Annotated in this window: 18 protein-coding genes, 1 tRNA gene and 1 riboswitch; of the genes, 15 read left to right on the forward strand and 4 right to left on the reverse strand. The window is 66.2% G+C overall.

Features of this window, described 5'->3' with window-relative positions; genetic code table 11:
• Positions 1–14: 14 nt before the first annotated feature.
• Positions 15–479, reverse strand: a complete 465-nt coding sequence (gene ruvX / locus WJU17_RS00300) for a Holliday junction resolvase RuvX (RefSeq protein ID WP_346325352.1) — start codon at positions 477–479, stop codon at positions 15–17.
• Positions 472–1,020 carry a GrpB family protein gene (locus WJU17_RS00305; protein ID WP_346325353.1) on the reverse strand — a complete coding sequence of 183 codons (549 nt, stop codon included), beginning with the start codon at positions 1,018–1,020 and terminating at the stop codon, positions 472–474. Before WJU17_RS00305 ends, ruvX begins: the two co-directional genes overlap by 8 nt.
• Before the next feature lie 149 nt (positions 1,021–1,169).
• Here WJU17_RS00305 and gatC point away from each other — a divergent pair, with 149 nt between their 5' ends.
• From gatC to WJU17_RS00325, 4 genes are all read left to right on the forward strand, one after another.
• Positions 1,170–1,457, forward strand: coding sequence for an Asp-tRNA(Asn)/Glu-tRNA(Gln) amidotransferase subunit GatC (gene gatC / locus WJU17_RS00310; protein WP_346325354.1), 288 nt, complete (start codon positions 1,170–1,172; stop codon positions 1,455–1,457).
• On the forward strand, positions 1,457–2,938 hold the full coding sequence (gene gatA / locus WJU17_RS00315; protein WP_346325355.1) for an Asp-tRNA(Asn)/Glu-tRNA(Gln) amidotransferase subunit GatA: 1,482 nt from the start codon (positions 1,457–1,459) through the stop codon (positions 2,936–2,938). Before gatC ends, gatA begins: the two co-directional genes overlap by 1 nt.
• Positions 2,938–4,392 (forward strand): Asp-tRNA(Asn)/Glu-tRNA(Gln) amidotransferase subunit GatB, encoded by a 1,455-nt coding sequence (gene gatB, locus WJU17_RS00320; protein ID WP_346325356.1) that lies wholly within the window; start codon positions 2,938–2,940, stop codon positions 4,390–4,392. The genes gatA and gatB overlap by 1 nt, the downstream gene beginning before the upstream one ends.
• A 419-nt stretch (positions 4,393–4,811) precedes the next feature.
• Positions 4,812–5,270 (forward strand): nuclear transport factor 2 family protein, encoded by a 459-nt coding sequence (locus WJU17_RS00325; RefSeq protein ID WP_346325357.1) that lies wholly within the window; start codon positions 4,812–4,814, stop codon positions 5,268–5,270.
• 1 nt (position 5,271) lies between these two features.
• On the opposite strand, the gene WJU17_RS00330 is transcribed toward WJU17_RS00325, so the two are convergent.
• The gene (locus tag WJU17_RS00330; protein WP_346327361.1) at positions 5,272–6,627 is read right to left on the reverse strand and encodes an MBL fold metallo-hydrolase; all 1,356 of its coding nucleotides are present in this window, start codon (positions 6,625–6,627) and stop codon (positions 5,272–5,274) included.
• A 211-nt stretch (positions 6,628–6,838) separates the two neighbouring features.
• On the opposite strand from WJU17_RS00330, the gene WJU17_RS00335 reads away from it, so the two are divergent.
• The 10 genes from WJU17_RS00335 to cobO all read left to right on the forward strand — a co-directional run bounded on the left by WJU17_RS00335 (position 6,839) and on the right by cobO (position 16,850).
• Positions 6,839–7,603 (forward strand): glutathione binding-like protein, encoded by a 765-nt coding sequence (locus tag WJU17_RS00335; protein ID WP_346325358.1) that lies wholly within the window; start codon positions 6,839–6,841, stop codon positions 7,601–7,603.
• Between the two features lie 150 nt (positions 7,604–7,753).
• A complete protein-coding gene (locus WJU17_RS00340) occupies positions 7,754–8,032 on the forward strand; it encodes an SEL1-like repeat protein (RefSeq protein ID WP_346325359.1) in 279 nt (92 codons plus the stop codon).
• Between the two features lie 101 nt (positions 8,033–8,133).
• On the forward strand, positions 8,134–9,072 hold the full coding sequence (locus WJU17_RS00345; protein ID WP_346325360.1) for a methyltransferase: 939 nt from the start codon (positions 8,134–8,136) through the stop codon (positions 9,070–9,072).
• Positions 9,073–9,083: 11 nt separating this feature from the next.
• Positions 9,084–9,515: a DUF6524 family protein gene (locus WJU17_RS00350; RefSeq protein WP_346325361.1), complete on the forward strand. Its 432-nt coding sequence runs from the start codon at positions 9,084–9,086 to the stop codon at positions 9,513–9,515.
• A 60-nt stretch (positions 9,516–9,575) separates the two neighbouring features.
• Positions 9,576–9,668 (forward strand) — tRNA-Ser (locus WJU17_RS00355).
• 223 nt (positions 9,669–9,891) lie between these two features.
• Complete coding sequence (locus WJU17_RS00360; RefSeq protein ID WP_346325362.1) at positions 9,892–10,473, forward strand: histidine phosphatase family protein; 582 nt, start codon at positions 9,892–9,894, stop codon at positions 10,471–10,473.
• Positions 10,470–11,111 carry a 5,6-dimethylbenzimidazole synthase gene (gene bluB, locus WJU17_RS00365; protein ID WP_346325363.1) on the forward strand — a complete coding sequence of 214 codons (642 nt, stop codon included), beginning with the start codon at positions 10,470–10,472 and terminating at the stop codon, positions 11,109–11,111. The genes WJU17_RS00360 and bluB overlap by 4 nt, the downstream gene beginning before the upstream one ends.
• Before the next feature lie 24 nt (positions 11,112–11,135).
• A riboswitch (cobalamin riboswitch) is annotated at positions 11,136–11,337 on the forward strand.
• 112 nt (positions 11,338–11,449) lie between these two features.
• Positions 11,450–12,487: a cobalamin biosynthesis protein CobW gene (gene cobW, locus WJU17_RS00370; protein WP_346325364.1), complete on the forward strand. Its 1,038-nt coding sequence runs from the start codon at positions 11,450–11,452 to the stop codon at positions 12,485–12,487.
• Entirely contained in the window at positions 12,487–16,236 is a 3,750-nt protein-coding gene (cobN, locus tag WJU17_RS00375; protein ID WP_346325365.1) for a cobaltochelatase subunit CobN, read from the forward strand. The genes cobW and cobN overlap by 1 nt, the downstream gene beginning before the upstream one ends.
• Positions 16,233–16,850: a cob(I)yrinic acid a,c-diamide adenosyltransferase gene (gene cobO, locus WJU17_RS00380; RefSeq protein WP_346325366.1), complete on the forward strand. Its 618-nt coding sequence runs from the start codon at positions 16,233–16,235 to the stop codon at positions 16,848–16,850. Before cobN ends, cobO begins: the two co-directional genes overlap by 4 nt.
• On the opposite strand, the gene WJU17_RS00385 is transcribed toward cobO, so the two are convergent.
• Positions 16,847–17,668, reverse strand: coding sequence for an ABC transporter substrate-binding protein (locus WJU17_RS00385; RefSeq protein ID WP_346325367.1), 822 nt, complete (start codon positions 17,666–17,668; stop codon positions 16,847–16,849). The two genes, cobO and WJU17_RS00385, sit on opposite strands and share 4 nt — an antisense overlap.
• Between WJU17_RS00385 and WJU17_RS00390 the strand changes: the two genes are divergently transcribed.
• Positions 17,667–18,686 (forward strand): iron ABC transporter permease, encoded by a 1,020-nt coding sequence (locus tag WJU17_RS00390; RefSeq protein ID WP_346325368.1) that lies wholly within the window; start codon positions 17,667–17,669, stop codon positions 18,684–18,686. The genes WJU17_RS00385 and WJU17_RS00390 overlap by 2 nt on opposite strands.
• Positions 18,687–18,726 lie beyond the last annotated feature (40 nt).

Genomic DNA, 18,726 nt, shown 5'->3' on the forward strand with positions numbered 1-18,726 from the left:
GTCTCCGGCAAGCGTCAGTTACGGCGCAAGAAATCGAGCGCGCCCTGCAGAATATACCCGGCGGCCATCTGGTCAACGACCTTGGCGCGCTTGGCGCGGGTCAGGTCGGCGTCGATCATGGCGCGCTGCACGGCGGCGGTGGAAAGCCGCTCGTCCCAATAGGCGACAGCCACGTCGCGGACCCCCAGCAGATTGCGCACGAACTGGCGGGTCGACTGGCACCGTGGCCCTTCCGTACCGTCCATGTTGACAGGAAGGCCGATGACGAAACCGGCGATCTTGCGCTCGTCGGCGATAGCCAGCAGCCGCGCCGCGTCGGCGGTGAACTTGGTGCGCCTGATCGTCTCGATCGGGCTCGCCACCATCAGCGCGCCATCGCTGACGGCGAGGCCGATGGTCTTGGTCCCCAGGTCGAGACCCAGCAGCCGCCCGGCGCGGGGCAGCGCGGCTTTCAGCTCGGGCAGGCTCAGTTCAGGCAATGGACGTGCTTTCTCTTCCGGCCCATGCCAGCGCGCGGGCTTCCTCACGCGCCACCCAATCCCATTTCTCGCGATTGTACGCCATGGAATCTTGCGGATGAAGCGCGGCGGCGCGGCGTTTCTCGGCATCATAGGCGCGCGCCCTGTCGGGATGCGCGCGCAGATAGTCCCGGAAGATCAGATGGCGTGCGATCTGCGGCGAATCCTGCTGGAAGAAATGCAGATGGACCGCGGGCCTGCCCTCTTTCATCAGGATGCAGAAGCGGCGCCCTTCGATGCCGAACGCGCCGAACCAGTCATAGCCCAGCGCCTCGATCCTGGGCCGTTGCCAGTCCAGATCCTCAAGGCTGGCGACCACCGGAAGCAGATCGACGATCGGCTTGGCCGCGAGGCCGGGCACCGAGGTGGATCCCATATGCTCGGTTCGGAGCAGGTTGGATGTCAGTGCCGCGGTCAGCCGCGCCGCCTCGAACGCCGCCAACGCGGGCCATTCGGGGTCGTAGGGGGCAATATGGACGTCATGGGGTGCCGGTTCGCGCATGGCGTGACCATAACCCCACTTGCCGTGCCGGAGAAAGCCGCCCGGTTTCCGGCCACCACCCTGGCACCTTGCCGCGCGGTGCCATCCGGGCTAATTTCCGCGCCTTCGGAACACGGGGGCGCCAGCGCCCCAGACAATGTGGAACATCCATGTCGGTTGATACGAAAACGGTCGCACGCATCGCCCATCTGGCGCGCCTGAAACTGCCGGAAGAAAAACTGGAGCCGCTCGCGGGCGAGCTCAACCAGTTGCTGGCGTGGGTCGAGCAATTGTCCGAGGTGAATACGGATAATGTGGCGCCGCTGACCAGCGTCGTGCACGTCAAGCTGCCGCAGCGCCCCGACGCCGTCACCGATGGCGACCGCCGCGACGATGTCCTGTCCAATGCCCCGGATGCGCAGAACGGCTTTTTCGCCGTCCCCAAGGTGATCGAATAATGAGCAATCTGACCGACCTGACCATCGCCGCCGCCCTGTCCGGGCTGGAAAAAGGCGAGTTCACCGCGCGCGAGCTGACCCAGGCCTATGTGACCGAGGTCGAGAAGGGCCGCGCCCTCAACGCCTACACCACCGAGACGCCCGAGAAGGCGCTGGAGATGGCCGACGCCGCCGACGCGGCGCGCCGCGCTGGCACGGCCGGGCCGCTCAGCGGCATTCCGCTCGCCATCAAGGACCTGTTCTGCACCAAGGACGTGCTGACCACGGCCTCGAGCCACATCCTTGACGGCTTCAAGCCGCCTTATGAATCGTCGGTCACGGCCAATCTCTGGCGCGATGGCGCGGTGATGCTGGGCAAGGTCAGCCTGGACGAATTCGCCATGGGCTCGTCCAACGAAACCAGTTTCTACGGCCCGGTGGAAAATCCGTGGCGCACCACCGACGGCAAGTCCCGCGTCCCGGGCGGCTCGTCGGGCGGCTCGGCCGCCGCCGTCGCCGCCCATCTGGCGGCCGCCGCCACCGGTACCGACACCGGCGGCTCGATCCGCCAGCCGGCCAGCTTCTGCGGCCTTGCCGGCATCAAGCCGACCTATGGCCGATGCTCGCGCTGGGGCATCATCGCCTTCGCGTCGTCCCTCGACCAGGCCGGCCCCATCGCCCGCACCGTCGAGGACGCGGCGATCATGCTGCGCTCCATGGCGGGCTACGATCCCAAGGATTCCACCTCCATCGACACACCCGTGCCCGACTATGCCCGGGCGCTGACCGGCGACATTCGCGGCCTGCGCATCGGCATTCCCCGGGAATACCGCATGGACGGCACGCCGCCGGAGATTCTCGACCTGTGGGATCGCGGCATCCAGTGGATGAAGGACGCGGGCGCCCAGATCGTCGACATCTCGCTGCCCCACACCAAATACGCGTTGGCGACCTACTATATCGTCGCCCCCGCCGAAGCCAGCTCCAACCTGGCGCGCTATGACGGCGTGCGCTACGGCCTGCGCGAGCAGGGCGGCAGCCTCAACCAGATGTACGAGAACACGCGCGGCGCCGGCTTCGGTCACGAGGTGCAGCGCCGCATTCTGATCGGCACCTACGTGCTGTCGGCTGGTTACTATGACGCCTACTACCTGAAGGCGCAGAAGGTCCGCACCCTGATCGCCCAGGATTTCGAGCAGGCCTTCGGCAAGGTCGATGCGATCCTGACCCCGACCGCGCCATGCTCGGCCTTCTCGCCGGGCGAGAAGTCGGCTGATCCCATCTCCATGTATCTCAACGACGTCTTCACCGTGCCGGCCTCGCTGGCCGGCATCCCCGGCATGTCGGTGCCCGCGGGCGTCTGCGGCCAGGGCCTGCCGCTCGGCCTGCAGATCCTCGGCCGTCCGTTCGAGGAGGAAACCGTGCTCAAGGTCGGTCACGTCATCGAGCAGGCCGCCGCCTTCGCCGGCCGGCCCACTGCCTGGTGGAAGGAGGCCGCGTGATGTCCAAGCTCATTTCTGGCGCCACGGGTGATTGGGAAGTCGTTCTGGGTCTCGAGGTTCACGCCCAGGTTACCTCCAACTCGAAACTGTTCTCCGGCGCGGCCACCGAATTCGGCGCTGAACCGAACACCCAGGTCAGCCTGGTCGACGCGGCCATGCCCGGCATGCTGCCCGTCATCAACCACTATTGCGTCGAGCAGGCCGTGCGCACCGGCCTGGCGCTCAACGCCCAGATCAATCACTACTCCATCTTCGACCGGAAGAACTACTTCTACGCCGACCTGCCGCAGGGCTATCAGATTTCCCAGTACAAGCAGCCCATCGTGGGCGAGGGCATCGTCACCCTCGACCTGAAGGACGGCGAGACCAAGGAAGTCGGCATCGAACGCCTGCATCTGGAGCAGGACGCGGGCAAGTCCATGCACGACCAGCATCCGACCATGACCTATGTCGACCTGAACCGGTCGGGCGTGGCGCTGATGGAGATCGTGTCCAAGCCGGACATGCGTTCGTCGGAGGAAGCCGGCGCCTATCTGAAGAAGCTGCGCACCATCCTGCGCTATATCGGCACCTGCGACGGCAACATGGAGCAGGGCTCCATGCGCGCCGACGTCAACGTGTCCGTGCGCAGGCCCGGCGGCCCGCTGGGCACGCGCTGCGAGATCAAGAACGTCAACTCGGTGCGCTTCGTCCAGCAGGCCATCGAGTACGAGGCGCGCCGCCAGATCGACATCCTCGAGGATGGCGGCACCATCGTGCAGGAAACCCGCCTCTATGACGTGGCGCAGGGCGTGACCCGCTCCATGCGCTCGAAGGAAGAGGCCCACGACTACCGCTATTTCCCCGATCCGGACCTGCTGCCGCTGGAGCTCGATCCCGCCTGGGTCGAGACCATCAAGGCCGGCCTGCCCGAGCTGCCCGACGACAAGAAGAACCGGCTGATGCGCGATTTCGGCCTGTCCGTCTATGACGCCGGCGTCATGGTGTCCGAGCCCGAGATCGGCGTCTATTTCGAGGAAGTGGCCAAGGGCCGCGATCCCAAGCAGGCGTCCAACTGGGTGACCGGCAGCCTGTTCGCCGCGCTCAACGCCAAGGGTGTCTCCATCACCGAAAGCCCGGTCAGCGCCGCCAATCTGGGCAAGCTGATCGACCTGATCGCCGACAACACCATCTCGGGCCGCATCGCCAAGGACGTGTTCGAGATCATGGTCGAAACCGGCGGCGACCCGGCGGTCATCGTCGAGGAAAAAGGCCTGAAGCAGATCACCGACACCGGCTTCATCGAAGGCATCGTCGACCGGATCATCGCCGAGAACCCCGGCCAGGTCGCCCAGTACGACGGCGGCGCCAACCCAAAGGTCATCGGCTGGTTCGTGGGCCAGGTCATGAAGCAGAGCCAGGGCAAGGCAAACCCGGCCCAGGTGAACGAGCTGCTGAAGAAGAAGCTGGGGTGACTTGCCTCTTCAGCCGTCGTCCCGGCGAAGGCCGGGACCCAGACTAGACAGTCCGGCGCGCTTCGCGCCGGCCTTTTTAGCCGGGACTGGATACCGCCCTTCGGCGGTATGACGATTGTTATGAGGCCGCTGCAAATGTCTCCGAGAACTCGATCAGTCTTGACGCCATTGATGACCAGGCAACGCAGAAATCGCCGGAAGACCGAGAATCCGACGTCTCCCCAAACAGGAGGTGGTCTTGCGGGTGCTTTTTGGGCCTTGGCCAATCTTCCAGAAGACTTTCCGGCTCGTGTAGACGACCCGCCTCAATAGCGGGAATTGGAATAGACACGGCGGCCCCCGTGAAAATTCACGCGTGAAGGCTTGGCCCGCTTCCGTCCATGCGGTAGGCTCCCCGCCGCATTGAAGGGGAGCGACCCATGACCATCGAGGAACTGCTGGAGATCGAGGCCATCAAGCAGATGCGCCATCTCTATTCCCACTATTACGACGGCAACAAGCTGGACGAGCTGGTCAGCCTGTTCACCGACGACGCCATCTGCGAGTTCGGCCCCAATTTCGGTGGCGACTGGGTCGGCAAGGATCACATCCGCGCCCGCTATCACGATTTCCTTTATGGCAGCGGCCGGCTGGAGCATTCCCAGATGCACGCCGTGACCAATCCGTGGATCAGGCTGATCAACGAGGACACCGCCAATGGCCGCTGGTACCAGCTCAACCTGAACGTGTCGCCCGGCGCGCCCAATCCACTCACGCTGTTCGGCGTCTATGACGACGTCTACAAGAAGGTGAACGGCGAGTGGAAGATCCACCGCACCCGCATCGACTTCCTGTGGCCCAAGCGAGAGTTCTACGGCATCCGCGACAGTTTCGACTGAGTTAGGCCAAATCGTAGCGGTCCCGGTAGTCCGGGACCATGCACGTCCAGCCGAGCTGTTCCTCGATCCGGTGGCGCAGGGCATCCGACGCCGCCGGTTCGCCATGGGTGACGAAGGTCATCTTCGGCGGCTGGCGGAACTGCCCCAGCCAGCCCATGATCTCGTCCGCGTCCGCATGGGCCGAGAACATGTCCATGTTTCTCACCTCGGCCTTCACCGGCACATAGCGGCCGAAGATCTTGACCTCCTCGGCGCCGGCCACCATCGCCGCGCCGCGCGTGCCGCCGGCCTGATAGCCGGCGAACACGATGGTGTTGCGCGGGTCGGGCGCGAAGCGGATCAGATGGTGCAGCACCCGACCGCCCGTCGCCATGCCGCTGGCCGATACCAGGATCATCGGCATGTTCGACCGGTCGAGCGCCTGCGAGTCCTCCGGGCTATGCACATAGGTGGCGCCGCGAAAGGCATGGCGGCATTCCTCACGGCTCAGCTTGTGGTCGCCCATGTGACGCGCGAACAGTTCCGTGGCGTCGATGGCCATCGGACTGTCTAGGAACACCGGCAGGTCCGGAATGCGTGCCGACTGCTTCAGCCGCCAGATATGGTAGAGCAGCGTCTGCGCCCGGCCCACGGCGAAGGCCGGCATCACCACCGTGCCGCCCCGGCCGCATGTCTTGTTGATGATCGCGGCCAGCTCTTCCTCGGGGTCGCCTGTGTCGTGACGCCGATCGCCATAGGTGGATTCCACCACCAGATAGTCGGCGGCCTCCACCGTCGCGGGTGGCGGCATCGTCGCCGACTCCAGTCGCCCCAGATCGCCGGAAAACTGGATGCTGGTGCCTTTCCAGCTCAACCGGGCGAGGGACGAGCCCAGGATGTGACCAGCCGGGTCCAGCCGTAGCGTCACCCCGCCGATCCGCGTCTCCTCGCCATAGTCCACCACCCGCAGCTGGGTCAGCGCCCGCTCGGCGTCCTTGCGTGTATAGAGCGGCTGTGCCGGCTTGTGCCGCGAGGTGCCGTGCCGGTTGGCGAACTCGGCATCCTTCTCCTGCAGCATGGCGCTGTCGGGAAGCAGGATGTGGCAAAGATCGATGGTGCCGGGCGTGGCGAGGACCGGCCCGCGAAAGCCGTTGCGCACCAGCAGCGGCAGATAGCCGGAATGATCCAGATGCGCATGGGTCAGCACGACCGCGTCCAGCGACGCCGGATCGAGCGGCAGGGACGCCCAGTTGCGCAGGCGCAGATTCTTGAAGCCCTGGAACAGGCCGCAATCCACCAGGATCCGCGCCTTGCCCGCCCGCACCAGATACTTCGATCCCGTGACGGTGCCGACGGCGCCCAGGAAGGTGATCCGCATCGATCCGGTGGCTGGCATGCTGTAACCCCAGGTAGGACAGGGGCGCAGTATGCGTTGCCCGCCCGGCACCACCAAGCGCCATGGCGTTGCCCGCGCATCGCCGCACCCGGTCATTGCGAGCCTGCACGGGTGAAGGTTCTCGCTCCGGTTGCCAGCATCGGCCTGGTCGGCCATCCTGTCGCCCGAGACAGACCTTTATCGGGAGCGATCCATGATCGATGTACATTACTGGCCGACGCCGAATGGCTTCAAGGTCACCATCATGCTTGAGGAGACCGGACTGGACTATCGTATCGTCCCGGTCGACATCGGCGCCGGCGATCAGTTCAAGGCCGAATTCCTGCGCATCTGCCCCAACAACCGCATGCCCGCCATCATCGACCACGATCCCATCGGCGGCGGCGCGCCGCTGTCCATCTTCGAATCCGGGGCGATCCTGGAATATCTGGCGGACAAGACCGGCCAGTTCCTGCCCAAGACCGGGCCCGAGCGCTACAAGGTGCTGCAATGGGTGCACTGGCAGATGGCCAATCTCGGCCCGATGATGGGCAATGCCAACCACTTCAAGAACTACGCCAAGAACCTGATCGACGACGCCTCGCAGCTGGAATATGGCACGAAGCGTTTCGTGGGCGAGGTCGACCGGCTGTCGGGCGTCATGGATGCCCAGCTGTCGGTGAACAGATATCTCGCCGGCGCCGACTACAGCATCGCCGACATGATCGCCTGGCCCTGGGCCATGCTGCTGCCCCGTCTGATTCAGGAAGACGTGCTGAAGGATTTCCCCCATCTGAAACGCTGGATCGACGAAGTCGCCGAACGTCCCGCGGTGCAGAAGGGCCGTAAGGTCGGCAAGGAACTCACCGAGCGCAAGCTGACCGAGGAGGAAGAGGCCGCGCGCCGTAAGCTCCTGTTCAACCAGACCAATGACAAGGTTCGGGCGGCACGCGAGGCGGCGGCCAAGGCCGTAGCCTGATACCTTCAACCATCGCGGTCGGAATGGCGGGCTCGGGGCCCGCCATTTTTTTTGCGCGGCGCTGCAAAAAGTCGTTTCGTTAACATTCCGTTCAGGCTGGCGGCCCCAAAGTCTCCTTGTTGTTGAATCGAAGACACGGAGACATCAGTCATGTTCGATACAACCCACAGCTTCTCGCACAGCGCCCCCGCGGCGCCGGCGCCCTCGACCCTGGACGGCGCCGAGGCGCTCTTCGAGCTGGGCCTGGCCTACGCCACGGGTCACGGCGAGCCGGTCGATTACGTGCGCGCCCACAAATGGTTCAACCTCGCCGCCATGATGGGCGACGAGCGGGCCCGTGAGGAACGCGCCGACCTCGCTGAACTGATGAACCCGGCCGAAATCGCCGAGGCACAGCGCCTGGCCCGGGAATGGGTCCTGCACCACTGAGCGCGAATTGGCCGGCGCCATCCGGGGAAGCCCACCCGGGTGGCGCGTCGGCGGCTGGCGGAGTATGCTCCTGGATCTGAACGGCAAGAACGGGAAGATCCATGCATAAATCGCTTAGTTTCGCCGCCCTGCTCGCGGCCTCGCTCCTCGTAGCCTGCGACAATGGCGCGGACGACGCCAAGCCTGGCGATGCGCCTCCTGCCGGCCCGGCCGCCACGGACACCTCAGGCGCGGTCAGCGGCTCGAGCGTCACGCCCGCCGCGCCACCCGCTGCCGGGTCGCTTGAGGCCGTGATCGCCGGCAAGCACCGCCTCCCCGAGGACACGGCGCGCGACAAGTACCGGCACCCTGAACAGACCTTGGCCTTTTTCGGACTGCAGCCCACCATGAATGTCGTCGAGATCTGGCCGGGACGCGGCTGGTACACCGACATTCTCGCGCCTTACGTGGCGGGGAAGGGCAAGTACACCGCCGCCATCTTCGACGAGGGCGATGGCACCGGTTATGGCCCCAAGCTGAACAAGGCACTGAAGGACCGTGTCGCCGCCGATCCGGCGCTGTATGGCACTGTGACCTTCACCGCGTTCGGCCCGGGCAAGACCGATATCGCGCCCGAGGGCTCCGCCGACATGGTGCTCACCTTCCGCAACGTCCACAACTGGATGGCCAGCAATTTCGCGGCCGAGGCCTTCGCCGCCATGTTCAAGGCACTGAAGCCGGGCGGCGTGCTCGGTGTCGTCGAGCATCGGGGCGATCCCGAACTGCCGCAGGACCCGGTGGCCGCCAATGGCTACGTCACCGAAGAGACGGTGATCAAGCTGGCCGAGAGCGCCGGCTTCCAGACCGCCGAACGGTCCGAGATCAACGCCAATCCGCTGGACACCAAGGATCACCCCAAGGGTGTGTGGACCCTGCCGCCCAGCTTCCGGCTCGGCGATCAGGACCGCGAACGCTACATGGCCGTCGGCGAAAGCGACCGCATGACCCTGAAGTTCGTCAAGCCCACCACGACGGGAATGGCCTCCGCCGACTCGCAATAAGGATCAGCGCCATGGCCGCCAGCGGACTTTCCTGGAAAGGTTTCCTCATCCGCTGGCTGGCCGCCGCGGTGCTTGTCTTCGCCACGTTCAACCCCTTTGGCCTGTCCTATTTCCATTGGGTCAGCGCCTTCGGAGAGGCCGAGGGCAGTGGGGACATTCCGCTCAAGATACTGATCGGCCTGCTTTTGGTCGCCGGCTTTGGCATTTACTTCCGCGCCACCTGGCTGTCGCTCGGGCCGATGGGTATCGCCCTGATCGTGGCGGTGTTCGCCGTCTTCATCTGGCTCCTCGTCGATTATCGGATGTTGGACGTGGAGACGCCCTGGGTGCTCGCCTTCCTGATTCAGATCGTTCTCAGCATCGTCATGGCGGTCGGCATGTCCTGGTCCCACGTACAGCGCCGGCTCAGCGGACAGGTCGATGTGGACGATATCGAGCCCTGATCCTGCATTCGCTCGGCTAAACCGTTGACACCCCGCCGCCTCTTGAGTACGAACGGCGGTGGAGAGGTGGCCGAGTGGCCGAAGGCGGCGGTTTGCTAAACCGTTATACGGTCAAAAGCCGTATCGTGGGTTCGAATCCCATCCTCTCCGCCATTCCCCCTGCCTGCTAACTCGTGGTTTTTGCTGCGTAATGTCTACGGTTGGTGGGCGTATCTCTCGATCTCGGATCAGCGTCGCCGGCCCAGCCACCTTGCGTGAGTCCATGCCAGCGCTGTCTCAGAATCGGTTCAGTTTTCTCGCCTGATCACGCCATCCGCGTCATGTCGCGTCAGCGTGGCGTCGTGAAGGTGCGAACGGTTCAAAAGAAGGACGTCCGGTGTCAGCCACCAGATGGATATGGTTTCGCCATGCGGCGACGGCGCCCTCTGCCGGCTTCTGCGGCAGACTGGACGTGGATGTCCTTCCGTTTCAGGCCACCCTCGTCGGCGAATGGGCCGTATCCCGGCCTGATGCTCTGCTGGTCAGCCCGCTCCGGCGCGCCCGCTCCACGGCGGCGGTGATCTGCCAATCCCTCGGCTTGCCGCAGGACCTTCGCGACGGCTTGGTCGAGCAGTCGTTCGGTGACTGGGAGGGGAGGGACTACACGGTGTCGCAGGGGCTGATGCCGGATACTCTCGATGGCATGGCCGCGTTTCGGCCGCCAGCCGGAGAAAGCTTCGACGACGTGGTCGCGCGTGTCAGGGCCGCCATGCGGGAGATCGAGGCCGATCATGCGGGCAGGACGCTATGGCTGATCGCCCACGCCGGAACCATCCGCGCCGCGCTCGCCGTCGCCCTCGATATGCCCGCGGGCAGGGCGCTCGGCTTCGCCGTCGATCATTTGTCGGCTACCGCCATGACCTCGTTCGGCGGCGCGGGTTGGCGAGTCGACTACGTGAACCGGCCCGCTTGCGCATGACCGCCAGGGAACCCGGTCCCGGACAGGATGCTCTTGAGAACCTGGAATCGCTCCTTGCCTGGCGTCGTGACGTCAGGCGGTTCCGGACCGATCCGGTGCCGGATATGCTGGTGCGGCATCTGCTCGACTTGGCGGCGCTCGCTCCCAGCGTGGGCAACAGCCAGCCCTGGCGCTTCGTCCGCGTGACGACGCCTGCGCTCCGCGAGGCGGTAGCCGAGAATTTCCGCGCCGCCAACTATGCCGCGTTGGCCGGCTACGAGGGCGAGAAGGCGGCGCTCTACCAGTCCCTGAAGCTTGCTGGCCTCGATGCGCCTGTTCATCTGGCGGTGTTCACCGACATGGAGCCGCGGGCCGGGCACGGTCTCGGTCGCCGGACCATGCCGGAGACGCTGGTCCATTCGACCGTCTGCGCCATCCACACGCTATGGCTGGCGGCTCGGGCGGCGGGGTTGGGTATCGGCTGGCTGTCCATCCTCGATCCGGAGCGTCTGGCCCGGGACCTTGCCATGCCCGCCGCGTGGCGCTTCACCGGCTATCTTTGCGTGGGTTATCCGGAAGAGGAACATCTCGACCCGGAGCTGGAGCGCCACGGTTGGCAGGCGCGAAACCCTGCCGAGACCTTCATCTTCGACGCCTAGATTGACCGCCCGGTGCTGCCGGGCGTATGACTGAAGCATTCGAGCGGACGGAAACGTCCAACGGGAATGCGGTGCGCGACGAGGGTCGCAATGCCGCGGCTGCCCCCGCAACTGTAAGCGGATAGCCATTCTGCCGTGGATGCCACTGGCGCGCAGGCGCTGGGAAGGCGGGCAGGGTGGCCGTGACCCGCGAGCCAGGAGACCGGCTCGAATCATCGATAGCGTAAGGCCCGGGCGGGGTGCACCGGGGCACGTAGTGTCCATCGGTTGCCCGTGTCGCGGCGCCTTTGGTCCATGTGTCCCGTCCTTTCCCATGCCGTTCATGAAGGACAGGACGAATGACCGCCAAGATCCCCGCCACCGTCATCACCGGCTTCCTCGGCGCCGGCAAGACAACGCTGATCCGGAACCTGCTGCGGAACGCGGGCGGTCGCCGCCTGGCACTGATCGTCAACGAATTCGGCGACGTGGGTATCGATGGCGATCTGCTCAAGGGCTGTGGCGAGGAGACCTGCCGCGACGAGGACATCGTCGAACTGGCCAACGGATGCATCTGCTGTACCGTCGCCGATGATTTCCTGCCCACGATCCAGATGTTGCTGGACCGCGCCGCGCCGCCCGATCACATCATCATCGAAACGTCGGGCCTCGCCCTGCCAAAGCCACTGGTGCGCGCTTTCAACTGGCCCGAAATCCGCACCCGGGTCACCGTGGACGGCGTGGTGACCGTGGTCGACGCGGCGGCTGTTTCCGAGGGCCGCTTCGCGGATGACGAGGACGCACTGGCGGCCCAGCGCGCGGCCGACGGCGCGCTGGATCACGACAATCCGCTGGAGGAACTGTTCGAGGACCAGTTGGCCTGCGCGGATCTGGTCCTGCTCAACAAGACGGATCTGCTGCAACACGCCCCGCTGGAGGACACGCGCGCCCTGTTGCGCACGATGCTGCCCCCCTCGGTCAAGCTGCTCTCCGTGGTCCAGGGCAAGCTCGACGCGGATGTACTGCTCGGGCTGAAGGCCGGGGCCGAGGACGATCTGGACTCTCGCCCCTCCCATCACGACGCCGACGGCGATCACGACCATGATGATTTCGACAGCTTCGTGCTGGAGGGCGGCACGGTCGCCGATCCGGCAAGGCTGATCGCGGCGATGCAAACGGTTATCGAGACCCATGACATCCTTCGCCTCAAAGGCTTCGCCGCCGTGGCGGGGCGGGACATGCGGATGGTGATCCAGGCTGTCGGCTCGCGTATCCAGCATCATTACGACCGGAGCTGGGACCCGAGAGAGATGCGCACGACCCGCCTGGTCGTGATCGGTGAAACCGGTCTCGAGCGCGATGTCATCAGCGCGGCGCTGTTGGCCGCGATGACCTGATGCATCTTCTTGCGACACAGCCAGGGACCGTGGACGACGGCGCCGAGGCGGTCGATCTGGGGCAGACACGGGGCGATATCGTCGTGTTGTCCGCCGCTGATACCGAACTGGCGTGCCTAGCGCGCGCGGCGGACGATCTGGGCGACGGGTTCCCCCGGGTGCGCCTCGCGAACCTGCTGCGCCTGCGGCACAATCTGTCGGTCGATCTCTACGTCGAAAGCGTGATCGTCCATGCCCGTCTTGTTGTCGTGCATCTTCTCGGAGGTCGTTCCTACTGGCCCTATGGCCTCGAGCAGCTCGCCGACGCCTGCCGCGCCCGCGACATCGTTTTCCTGGCCTTGCCGGGCGACGACCGGCCGGAACCGGAATTCGAGGCCATGTCCAGCCTTCAGGGCGCGCCGTATCAGCGCTTGTGGGCCTATCTGCGCCATGGTGGCATTCGTAACGCGGGAGAATTTTTGCGGTATGCCGCCGCTCTGGCGGGATGCGCCGCGGGCCCGTGGCTTGAACCGGCGCCGCTTCCCAATGCCGGCTTGTACTGGCCGGGCGAGGGCCAGCCTGATCGCGACGCTCTCGAGGCGCGCTGGATCGGCGGTGGCGGCCGGGTGCCGGTGCTGTTCTATCGCGCGCTGGTGCAGGCGGGGAACACGGAGGCCATCGACGCGCTGATCTCGGCGCTCGTTGCGAGAGGCCTCGATCCGGTGCCCGTGTTTCTCCAGGGGTTACGGGACCCGGAGTCGGCGGCGATCCTGCGTGATCTGCTTACCCAATGGCCACCCTCGGCGGTGCTGAACTGCACCTCCTTCGCAGTCTCGGCGCCGGGTGGCGCGCGCGGCATGTCGCCGCTGGACGACACCGATTGCCCCGTGTTGCAGGTCATTCTCTCAGGCGGCTCGGAAGTGGCCTGGGCCTCAGGCAATCAGGGTGTGTCGCCCCGCGACATGGCCATGAACGTCGCCTTGCCCGAGGTGGATGGACGGATCATCAGCCGGGCCGTCGCTTTCAAGGCTGAAACGCGGTTCGATGCGCGCACCCAGTGCCCCATCGTCGCCCACAGGCCGCTTGCGGACCGCGTCGATTTCGTCGCCGATCTCGCCCTGGCCTGGACAAGGCTCGCGGCGACGCCCGCGCCCTCGCGCCGCGTGGCGCTGATCCTCGCGAACTACCCCAATCGCGATGGCCGGCTGGGCAATGGGGTAGGGCTCGATACCCCGCAAAGCGCCGTGGTCATCCTCCGGGCGATGGCCGATGCTGGTTACGATGTGCCTGACGTTCCCGCGAGCGGAACGGCGCTGATGGCGCTGCTGTCGCGTGGTCCGACCAACGCGCTGCCTGACCGTGCGACACGCGAGGGCGGCGTCTTTTATCCGCTGACGGCGTACCAGGCGTTCTTCGCCGGTCTTCCCGGCTCCAGCCAGGCGGAGGTGGCCAGCCGCTGGGGCGCGCCGGAGAGCGACCCGTTCTTCAGCGAACGGCATGGAGAGCCCGGCTTCGTCCTGTCCGTGCTCATGTTCGGCTCGGTGGCGGTCTGCGTGCAGCCCGCGCGCGGCTACAACACCGATCCGGCAGCGACCTATCACGACCCCGATCTGGTGCCGCCGCACAACTATCTGGCCTTTCATGCGTGGTTGCGCCACGAGTACCGCGCCCATGCGGCCGTTCACTTGGGCAAGCACGGCAATCTGGAATGGCTGCCGGGCAAGGCGGTGTCGCTCTCCGCCGGTTGCTGGCCGGAGGCTGCGCTGGGGCCCATGCCCAATCTTTATCCGTTCATCGTCAACGACCCGGGCGAGGGAACCCAGGCCAAACGCCGCGCTGGCGCCGTCATCATCGATCATCTGACGCCGCCGCTGACCCGGGCCGAGAGTTACGGAGCGCTGAAGGACCTGGAAGCGCTGGTGGACGAATATTACGAGGCGTCGGGCATGGACCCGCGCCGCCTCAAGATCCTGCGCCGTGACATCCTCGATCTGGCCGCGCGTAGCGGCCTCGACAAGGACTGTGGCGCCGTGGGCGACGGAGACGAGGCATTGGCCGCGCTGGACAATTACCTGTGCGAGCTGAAGGAACTGCAGATCCGCGACGGCCTGCACATATTCGGCAGGGCGCCGGACGGCCGGCAGCGGGTGGACCTGCTCGTTGCCCTCATGAGGACGCCGCGGCTGGATGGCAAGGGCGCCAACATGTCCTTGTTGCGGGCGATGGCCGGCGATCTGGGACTGGCCGGGTTCGATCCGCTCGACTGCGTGATGGGCGATCCGTGGTTTGGCCCAAGGCCTGACATCCTGCGGGCCCTGACCGCGGCGCCCTGGCGGACGTGCGGCGATACGGTAGAGCGGCTGGAACTACTGGCGAGCGGCCTGGTGTCCGGCTGCCCCATCCCGCCGGAGTGGAACGCCACGACCGCGGTTCTCGGTTGGCTGGAGCAGGTGCTGGCGCCTTCCGTCGCGGCCTGCGGCGAGGCCGAACTGGATGGCCTGTTGCGGGGACTGGATGGGCGCTTCGTGCCGCCCGGGCCGTCCGGCGCGCCGACGCGCGGCCGGCCCGACGTGCTGCCGACCGGGCGCAATTTCTATTCGGTGGACACCCGCGCCGTTCCCACGCAGGCCGCCTGGGCGCTGGGGTGGAAGTCAGCGCAGATGCTGGTCGAGGATTTCCGCCAGCGCGAGGGCGCATGGCCGCGTGCCATGGCGATTTCGGCCTGGGGAACCTCCAACATGCGGACCGGTGGCGACGATATCGCGCAGGCCCTCGCGCTGATGGGCGTCCGGCCGACCTGGGACGACACCACCCGCAAGCTTACCGGTTTCGAAATCATGCCCCAGACGGTGCTGGGGCGCCCGCGGGTGGATGTGACGTTCCGGGTATCGGGCTTCTTTCGCGACGCCTTCGGGGCGCAGATCGACCTGCTGGACTCCGCCGCGCGTGCGGTGATGAACCTGGACGAGTCCGACGAGGCCAATCCGCTCGCGGCGTGCTTCCGTCGGGATCGCGATGCACGCGTCGCGGCGGGGCAGTATCCCGCGCTGGCGGAGCGCCGGGCGGGATACAGGGTCTTCGGGTCGAAGCCGGGCGCCTATGGCGCAGGCCTCCAGGCGCTGATCGACGAGAAGATCTGGGACACCCAGGCGGATCTTGCCGATGCCTATCTGGAATGGGGCGCCTGGGCCTATGGAGCGGGCAGTGAGGGCGTCGCCGACCGTCAAGGGTTCGAGACACGGCTCGCCGCCGCCGAAGCGGTCATCCAGAACCAGGACAATCGCGAGCACGACCTGCTGGACTCCGATGATTACTACCAGTTCGAAGGCGGCATCGCCGCGGCGGTAAGCGCCCTGCGCGGCGGTGAACCCGTGATCTACCACAATGACCATTCCCGCCCCGAGACACCCCGGATACGAACCCTGGCCGACGAGCTCGGGCGCATCGTCCGGGGCCGCGCGGCCAACCCCAAATGGATCGAGGGCGTCATGCGCCATGGATTCAAGGGCGGTTTCGAAATGGCGGCCACGGTCGATTATCTGTTCGGCTTCGCGGCGACGACCCGGGCGGTGAAGGACCACCATTTCGACCAGTTGTTCGATGCCTACCTGGCCGAGCCGGCGGTGCTGGACTTCCTGCGCGGACACAATCCCGCTGCCTTGCGCGAAATGGCCGAGCGTTTCAGAGAGGCGCTGGACCGCCATCTCTGGAAACCGGCCCGGAACGATACGCGCCTTTTGCTCGACCACATCAACGGAGATATCTCATGAGCCATGTCGACGACGCGGCGGCGAACGACCGCCACAACCAGAAGATGCGCAAGCTCAAGGCCTCCCACGACAAGATCGTCGCAGGCAAGACCATCGAGAAGGGCTTGCTGATCGTTCACACCGGCGCGGGCAAGGGCAAGACGACGGCCGCGCTGGGCATGGTCTGCCGGGCTATCGGCCACGGCTTCAAGGTCGGTGTCGTTCAGTTCGTCAAAGGGGCGTGGGACACGGGAGAGATGGCGGTGCTGAACGCCTTTCCCGATCAGGTCACGGTCAAGGTGCTGGGCGAGGGCTTCACCTGGGACACGCAGGACCGCGCCAAGGACATCGCTTCGGCCCGCCGCGCATGGGACGAGGCCAAGGCCATGATCATGGACCCGGCCAACAAGCTGGTGCTGTGCGACGAACTCAACATCGTGCTCCGCTACGAGTACCTGCCGCTCGAGGAAGTCATCGATTTCCTGCGCCGCAAGCCGGCGGATACCCACGTCATCGTGACCGGACGCAATGCCAAGGCCGAACTGATGGAAATCGCCGACCTGGTCACCGAGATGACGCTGGTGAAGCATCCGTTCCGTGCCGGCGTCAAGGCGCAGCCCGGAATCGAATTCTAGGAGTGCAGCTGACGGTGCAGCACGCGTACGGCGTCGGGAAACGACGGGCCGCCACACATGGTGAGCGCCTGCGGCACATAGAGTCGCCGCGAGGGGCCATATCGTTCCATCAGCGCCGGGTGGAGCAGCAGGTCCGTTCCCATATCCGTGCCCGGGGCGGGCTGTTCGGTGTAGAGGAGGTAGTCGGGCCGCGCGGTCAGGATTTCCTCCAGCGTGATCCGGGAGACGGCGCTTCGGCCCAGGCGTCGGGCCAGATTGTCCGCGCCGGCCCGGGTCATGACCTCGTCGAGCAGCGTGCCGGTACCGGTAACGAATCCCCGGCGCTGGTAGTGCGCGACGACGGGAGCCCGGCGGTCCGGCGCCGGTATGGCCGCCAGTTCGGCGCGCATGCGCGCGATCAGCGCCTCGCCCCGTTCGGGATGACCGATGGCGGCGGCGATTTCCCGCGTCTGGTCGATGATATCCTCGAAGTTCCGCGCGGGCCTCAGCTCGATGGTCGTGTAGCCATAGGGCTTGAGAATGGACTGGGTCTCCTGGCGCCGGAACCTGTTCACGATGACCAGATCGGGCTTCAGGGTCATGACCGCTTCCGCCGCGCCCGTCGCGACCGGGTACGATCTGGCGGCCTCGGACTGGTACGACATGGCCGGATCGCGCGCCCATTCGGAGAGCGCGGCGATCTGATCCCTGTCGGCCAGCGCGATCAGATACTGGTCGGCGCACATGTTGAGCGACACGATACGCTGCGGGGCGCCGAAGGCGGGCGCCGCGACCGCGAGGAGCGCCGTGGAACAGATGACGGCAAGGAGGGTTTTCATGACGCCTCCTGATACCCCTGTTTCGCCGCGGCGCTCAAGCGGCATCGGCATTCTGGTTCTGGTCGCGCTGTGCATTTTTGCAGCGGGGCTGTCCCTCGTCACGGGACCCGCGCCGATTGGCTGGGGCGACGTGTCGCGGGCGGTGCTGGGCCAGGGCGATCCCGTGATCCGGTCGGTGGTCATGGAAATCCGCTTGCCTCGATTGATCCTGTCGCTGTCGGTGGGCGCGACGCTGGCGCTGACGGGCGCCGCCCTGCAAGGCTATCTGCGCAATCCCCTGGCTGATCCATCGGTGCTTGGCGCCTCGGGCGCGGCCGCGCTCGGCGCGGTGGTGGCGCTATATTTCGGCCTCGCGGCCGTCACACCCGCCGCGCTGCCGTTGATGGCCATCGGCAGCGCCGTCATCGGCCTGTCTTTCGTGATGGCCCTGTCGCGGCGGGCGGACAGCCCGCTGACCCTGATTTTGGCTGGTATCGCGGTGGGCACGCTGTCGGGCGCGGCGATTTCCCTGGCGCTGAACCTGTCCGCTAACCCGTTCTCGGGCATGGAGATCACGTTCTGGCTGCTCGGCTCCCTGGAGGACCGGAGCATGACCCATGTGGCGCTGGCGCTGCCGTCCATGGTCGCGGGCTGCGCCCTGCTGATGTGGGACGGGCGCGGTCTGGATGCGCTGGCGCTTGGCGAGGACGCGGCCGAGGCCCTGGGTTTCAATCTGAGCCATGTCCAGTGGCGGGTCGTGGCGGGCGTCGCCCTGGCGGTCGGCGGCGCGGTCGCGGTTTCAGGCACTATCGGATTCGTCGGCCTCGTCGTGCCGCATATCATCCGCCTGCTCGGCAACGTGCCGCCCTCGCGCATATTGCTGCCCTCGGCGCTCGCCGGCGCGGCCCTGCTCACCGTGGCGGATGTGGCCGTCCGTCTCGTGCCGGCGACCACGGAACTGCGGCTTGGCGTCGTGACCGCCATGCTCGGCGTGCCCTTCTTCCTGCACCTGCTGACGCGCCGCCGCGCGCCGGCGTGAGGCGGTATCGACGCCGCGACGCTGTGCAAAAATCCACATT

The organism is Iodidimonas sp. SYSU 1G8 (assembly GCF_039655775.1).
In the GTDB taxonomy this organism is placed as follows: Bacteria; Pseudomonadota; Alphaproteobacteria; order SMXS01; family SMXS01; genus RI-34.

Excerpts from the sequence above, each read along its gene's own strand:
- WJU17_RS00340 (WP_346325359.1), top strand. The coding sequence starts at position 7,754 with ATGTTCGATACAACCCACAGCTTCTCGCACAGCGCCCCCGCGGCGCCG.
- cobW (WP_346325364.1), top strand. The coding sequence starts at position 11,450 with ATGACCGCCAAGATCCCCGCCACCGTCATCACCGGCTTCCTCGGCGCC.
- WJU17_RS00350 (WP_346325361.1), top strand. The coding sequence starts at position 9,084 with ATGGCCGCCAGCGGACTTTCCTGGAAAGGTTTCCTCATCCGCTGGCTG.
- WJU17_RS00385 (WP_346325367.1), bottom strand. The coding sequence starts at position 17,668 with ATGAAAACCCTCCTTGCCGTCATCTGTTCCACGGCGCTCCTCGCGGTC.
- WJU17_RS00345 (WP_346325360.1), top strand. The coding sequence starts at position 8,134 with ATGCATAAATCGCTTAGTTTCGCCGCCCTGCTCGCGGCCTCGCTCCTC.
- gatC (WP_346325354.1), top strand. The coding sequence starts at position 1,170 with ATGTCGGTTGATACGAAAACGGTCGCACGCATCGCCCATCTGGCGCGC.
- bluB (WP_346325363.1), top strand. The coding sequence starts at position 10,470 with ATGACCGCCAGGGAACCCGGTCCCGGACAGGATGCTCTTGAGAACCTG.
- WJU17_RS00325 (WP_346325357.1), top strand. The coding sequence starts at position 4,812 with ATGACCATCGAGGAACTGCTGGAGATCGAGGCCATCAAGCAGATGCGC.
- WJU17_RS00335 (WP_346325358.1), top strand. The coding sequence starts at position 6,839 with ATGATCGATGTACATTACTGGCCGACGCCGAATGGCTTCAAGGTCACC.
- WJU17_RS00305 (WP_346325353.1), bottom strand. The coding sequence starts at position 1,020 with ATGCGCGAACCGGCACCCCATGACGTCCATATTGCCCCCTACGACCCC.
- cobO (WP_346325366.1), top strand. The coding sequence starts at position 16,233 with ATGAGCCATGTCGACGACGCGGCGGCGAACGACCGCCACAACCAGAAG.
- gatA (WP_346325355.1), top strand. The coding sequence starts at position 1,457 with ATGAGCAATCTGACCGACCTGACCATCGCCGCCGCCCTGTCCGGGCTG.
- WJU17_RS00330 (WP_346327361.1), bottom strand. The coding sequence starts at position 6,627 with ATGCGGATCACCTTCCTGGGCGCCGTCGGCACCGTCACGGGATCGAAG.
- WJU17_RS00390 (WP_346325368.1), top strand. The coding sequence starts at position 17,667 with ATGACGCCTCCTGATACCCCTGTTTCGCCGCGGCGCTCAAGCGGCATC.
- gatB (WP_346325356.1), top strand. The coding sequence starts at position 2,938 with ATGTCCAAGCTCATTTCTGGCGCCACGGGTGATTGGGAAGTCGTTCTG.
- cobN (WP_346325365.1), top strand. The coding sequence starts at position 12,487 with ATGCATCTTCTTGCGACACAGCCAGGGACCGTGGACGACGGCGCCGAG.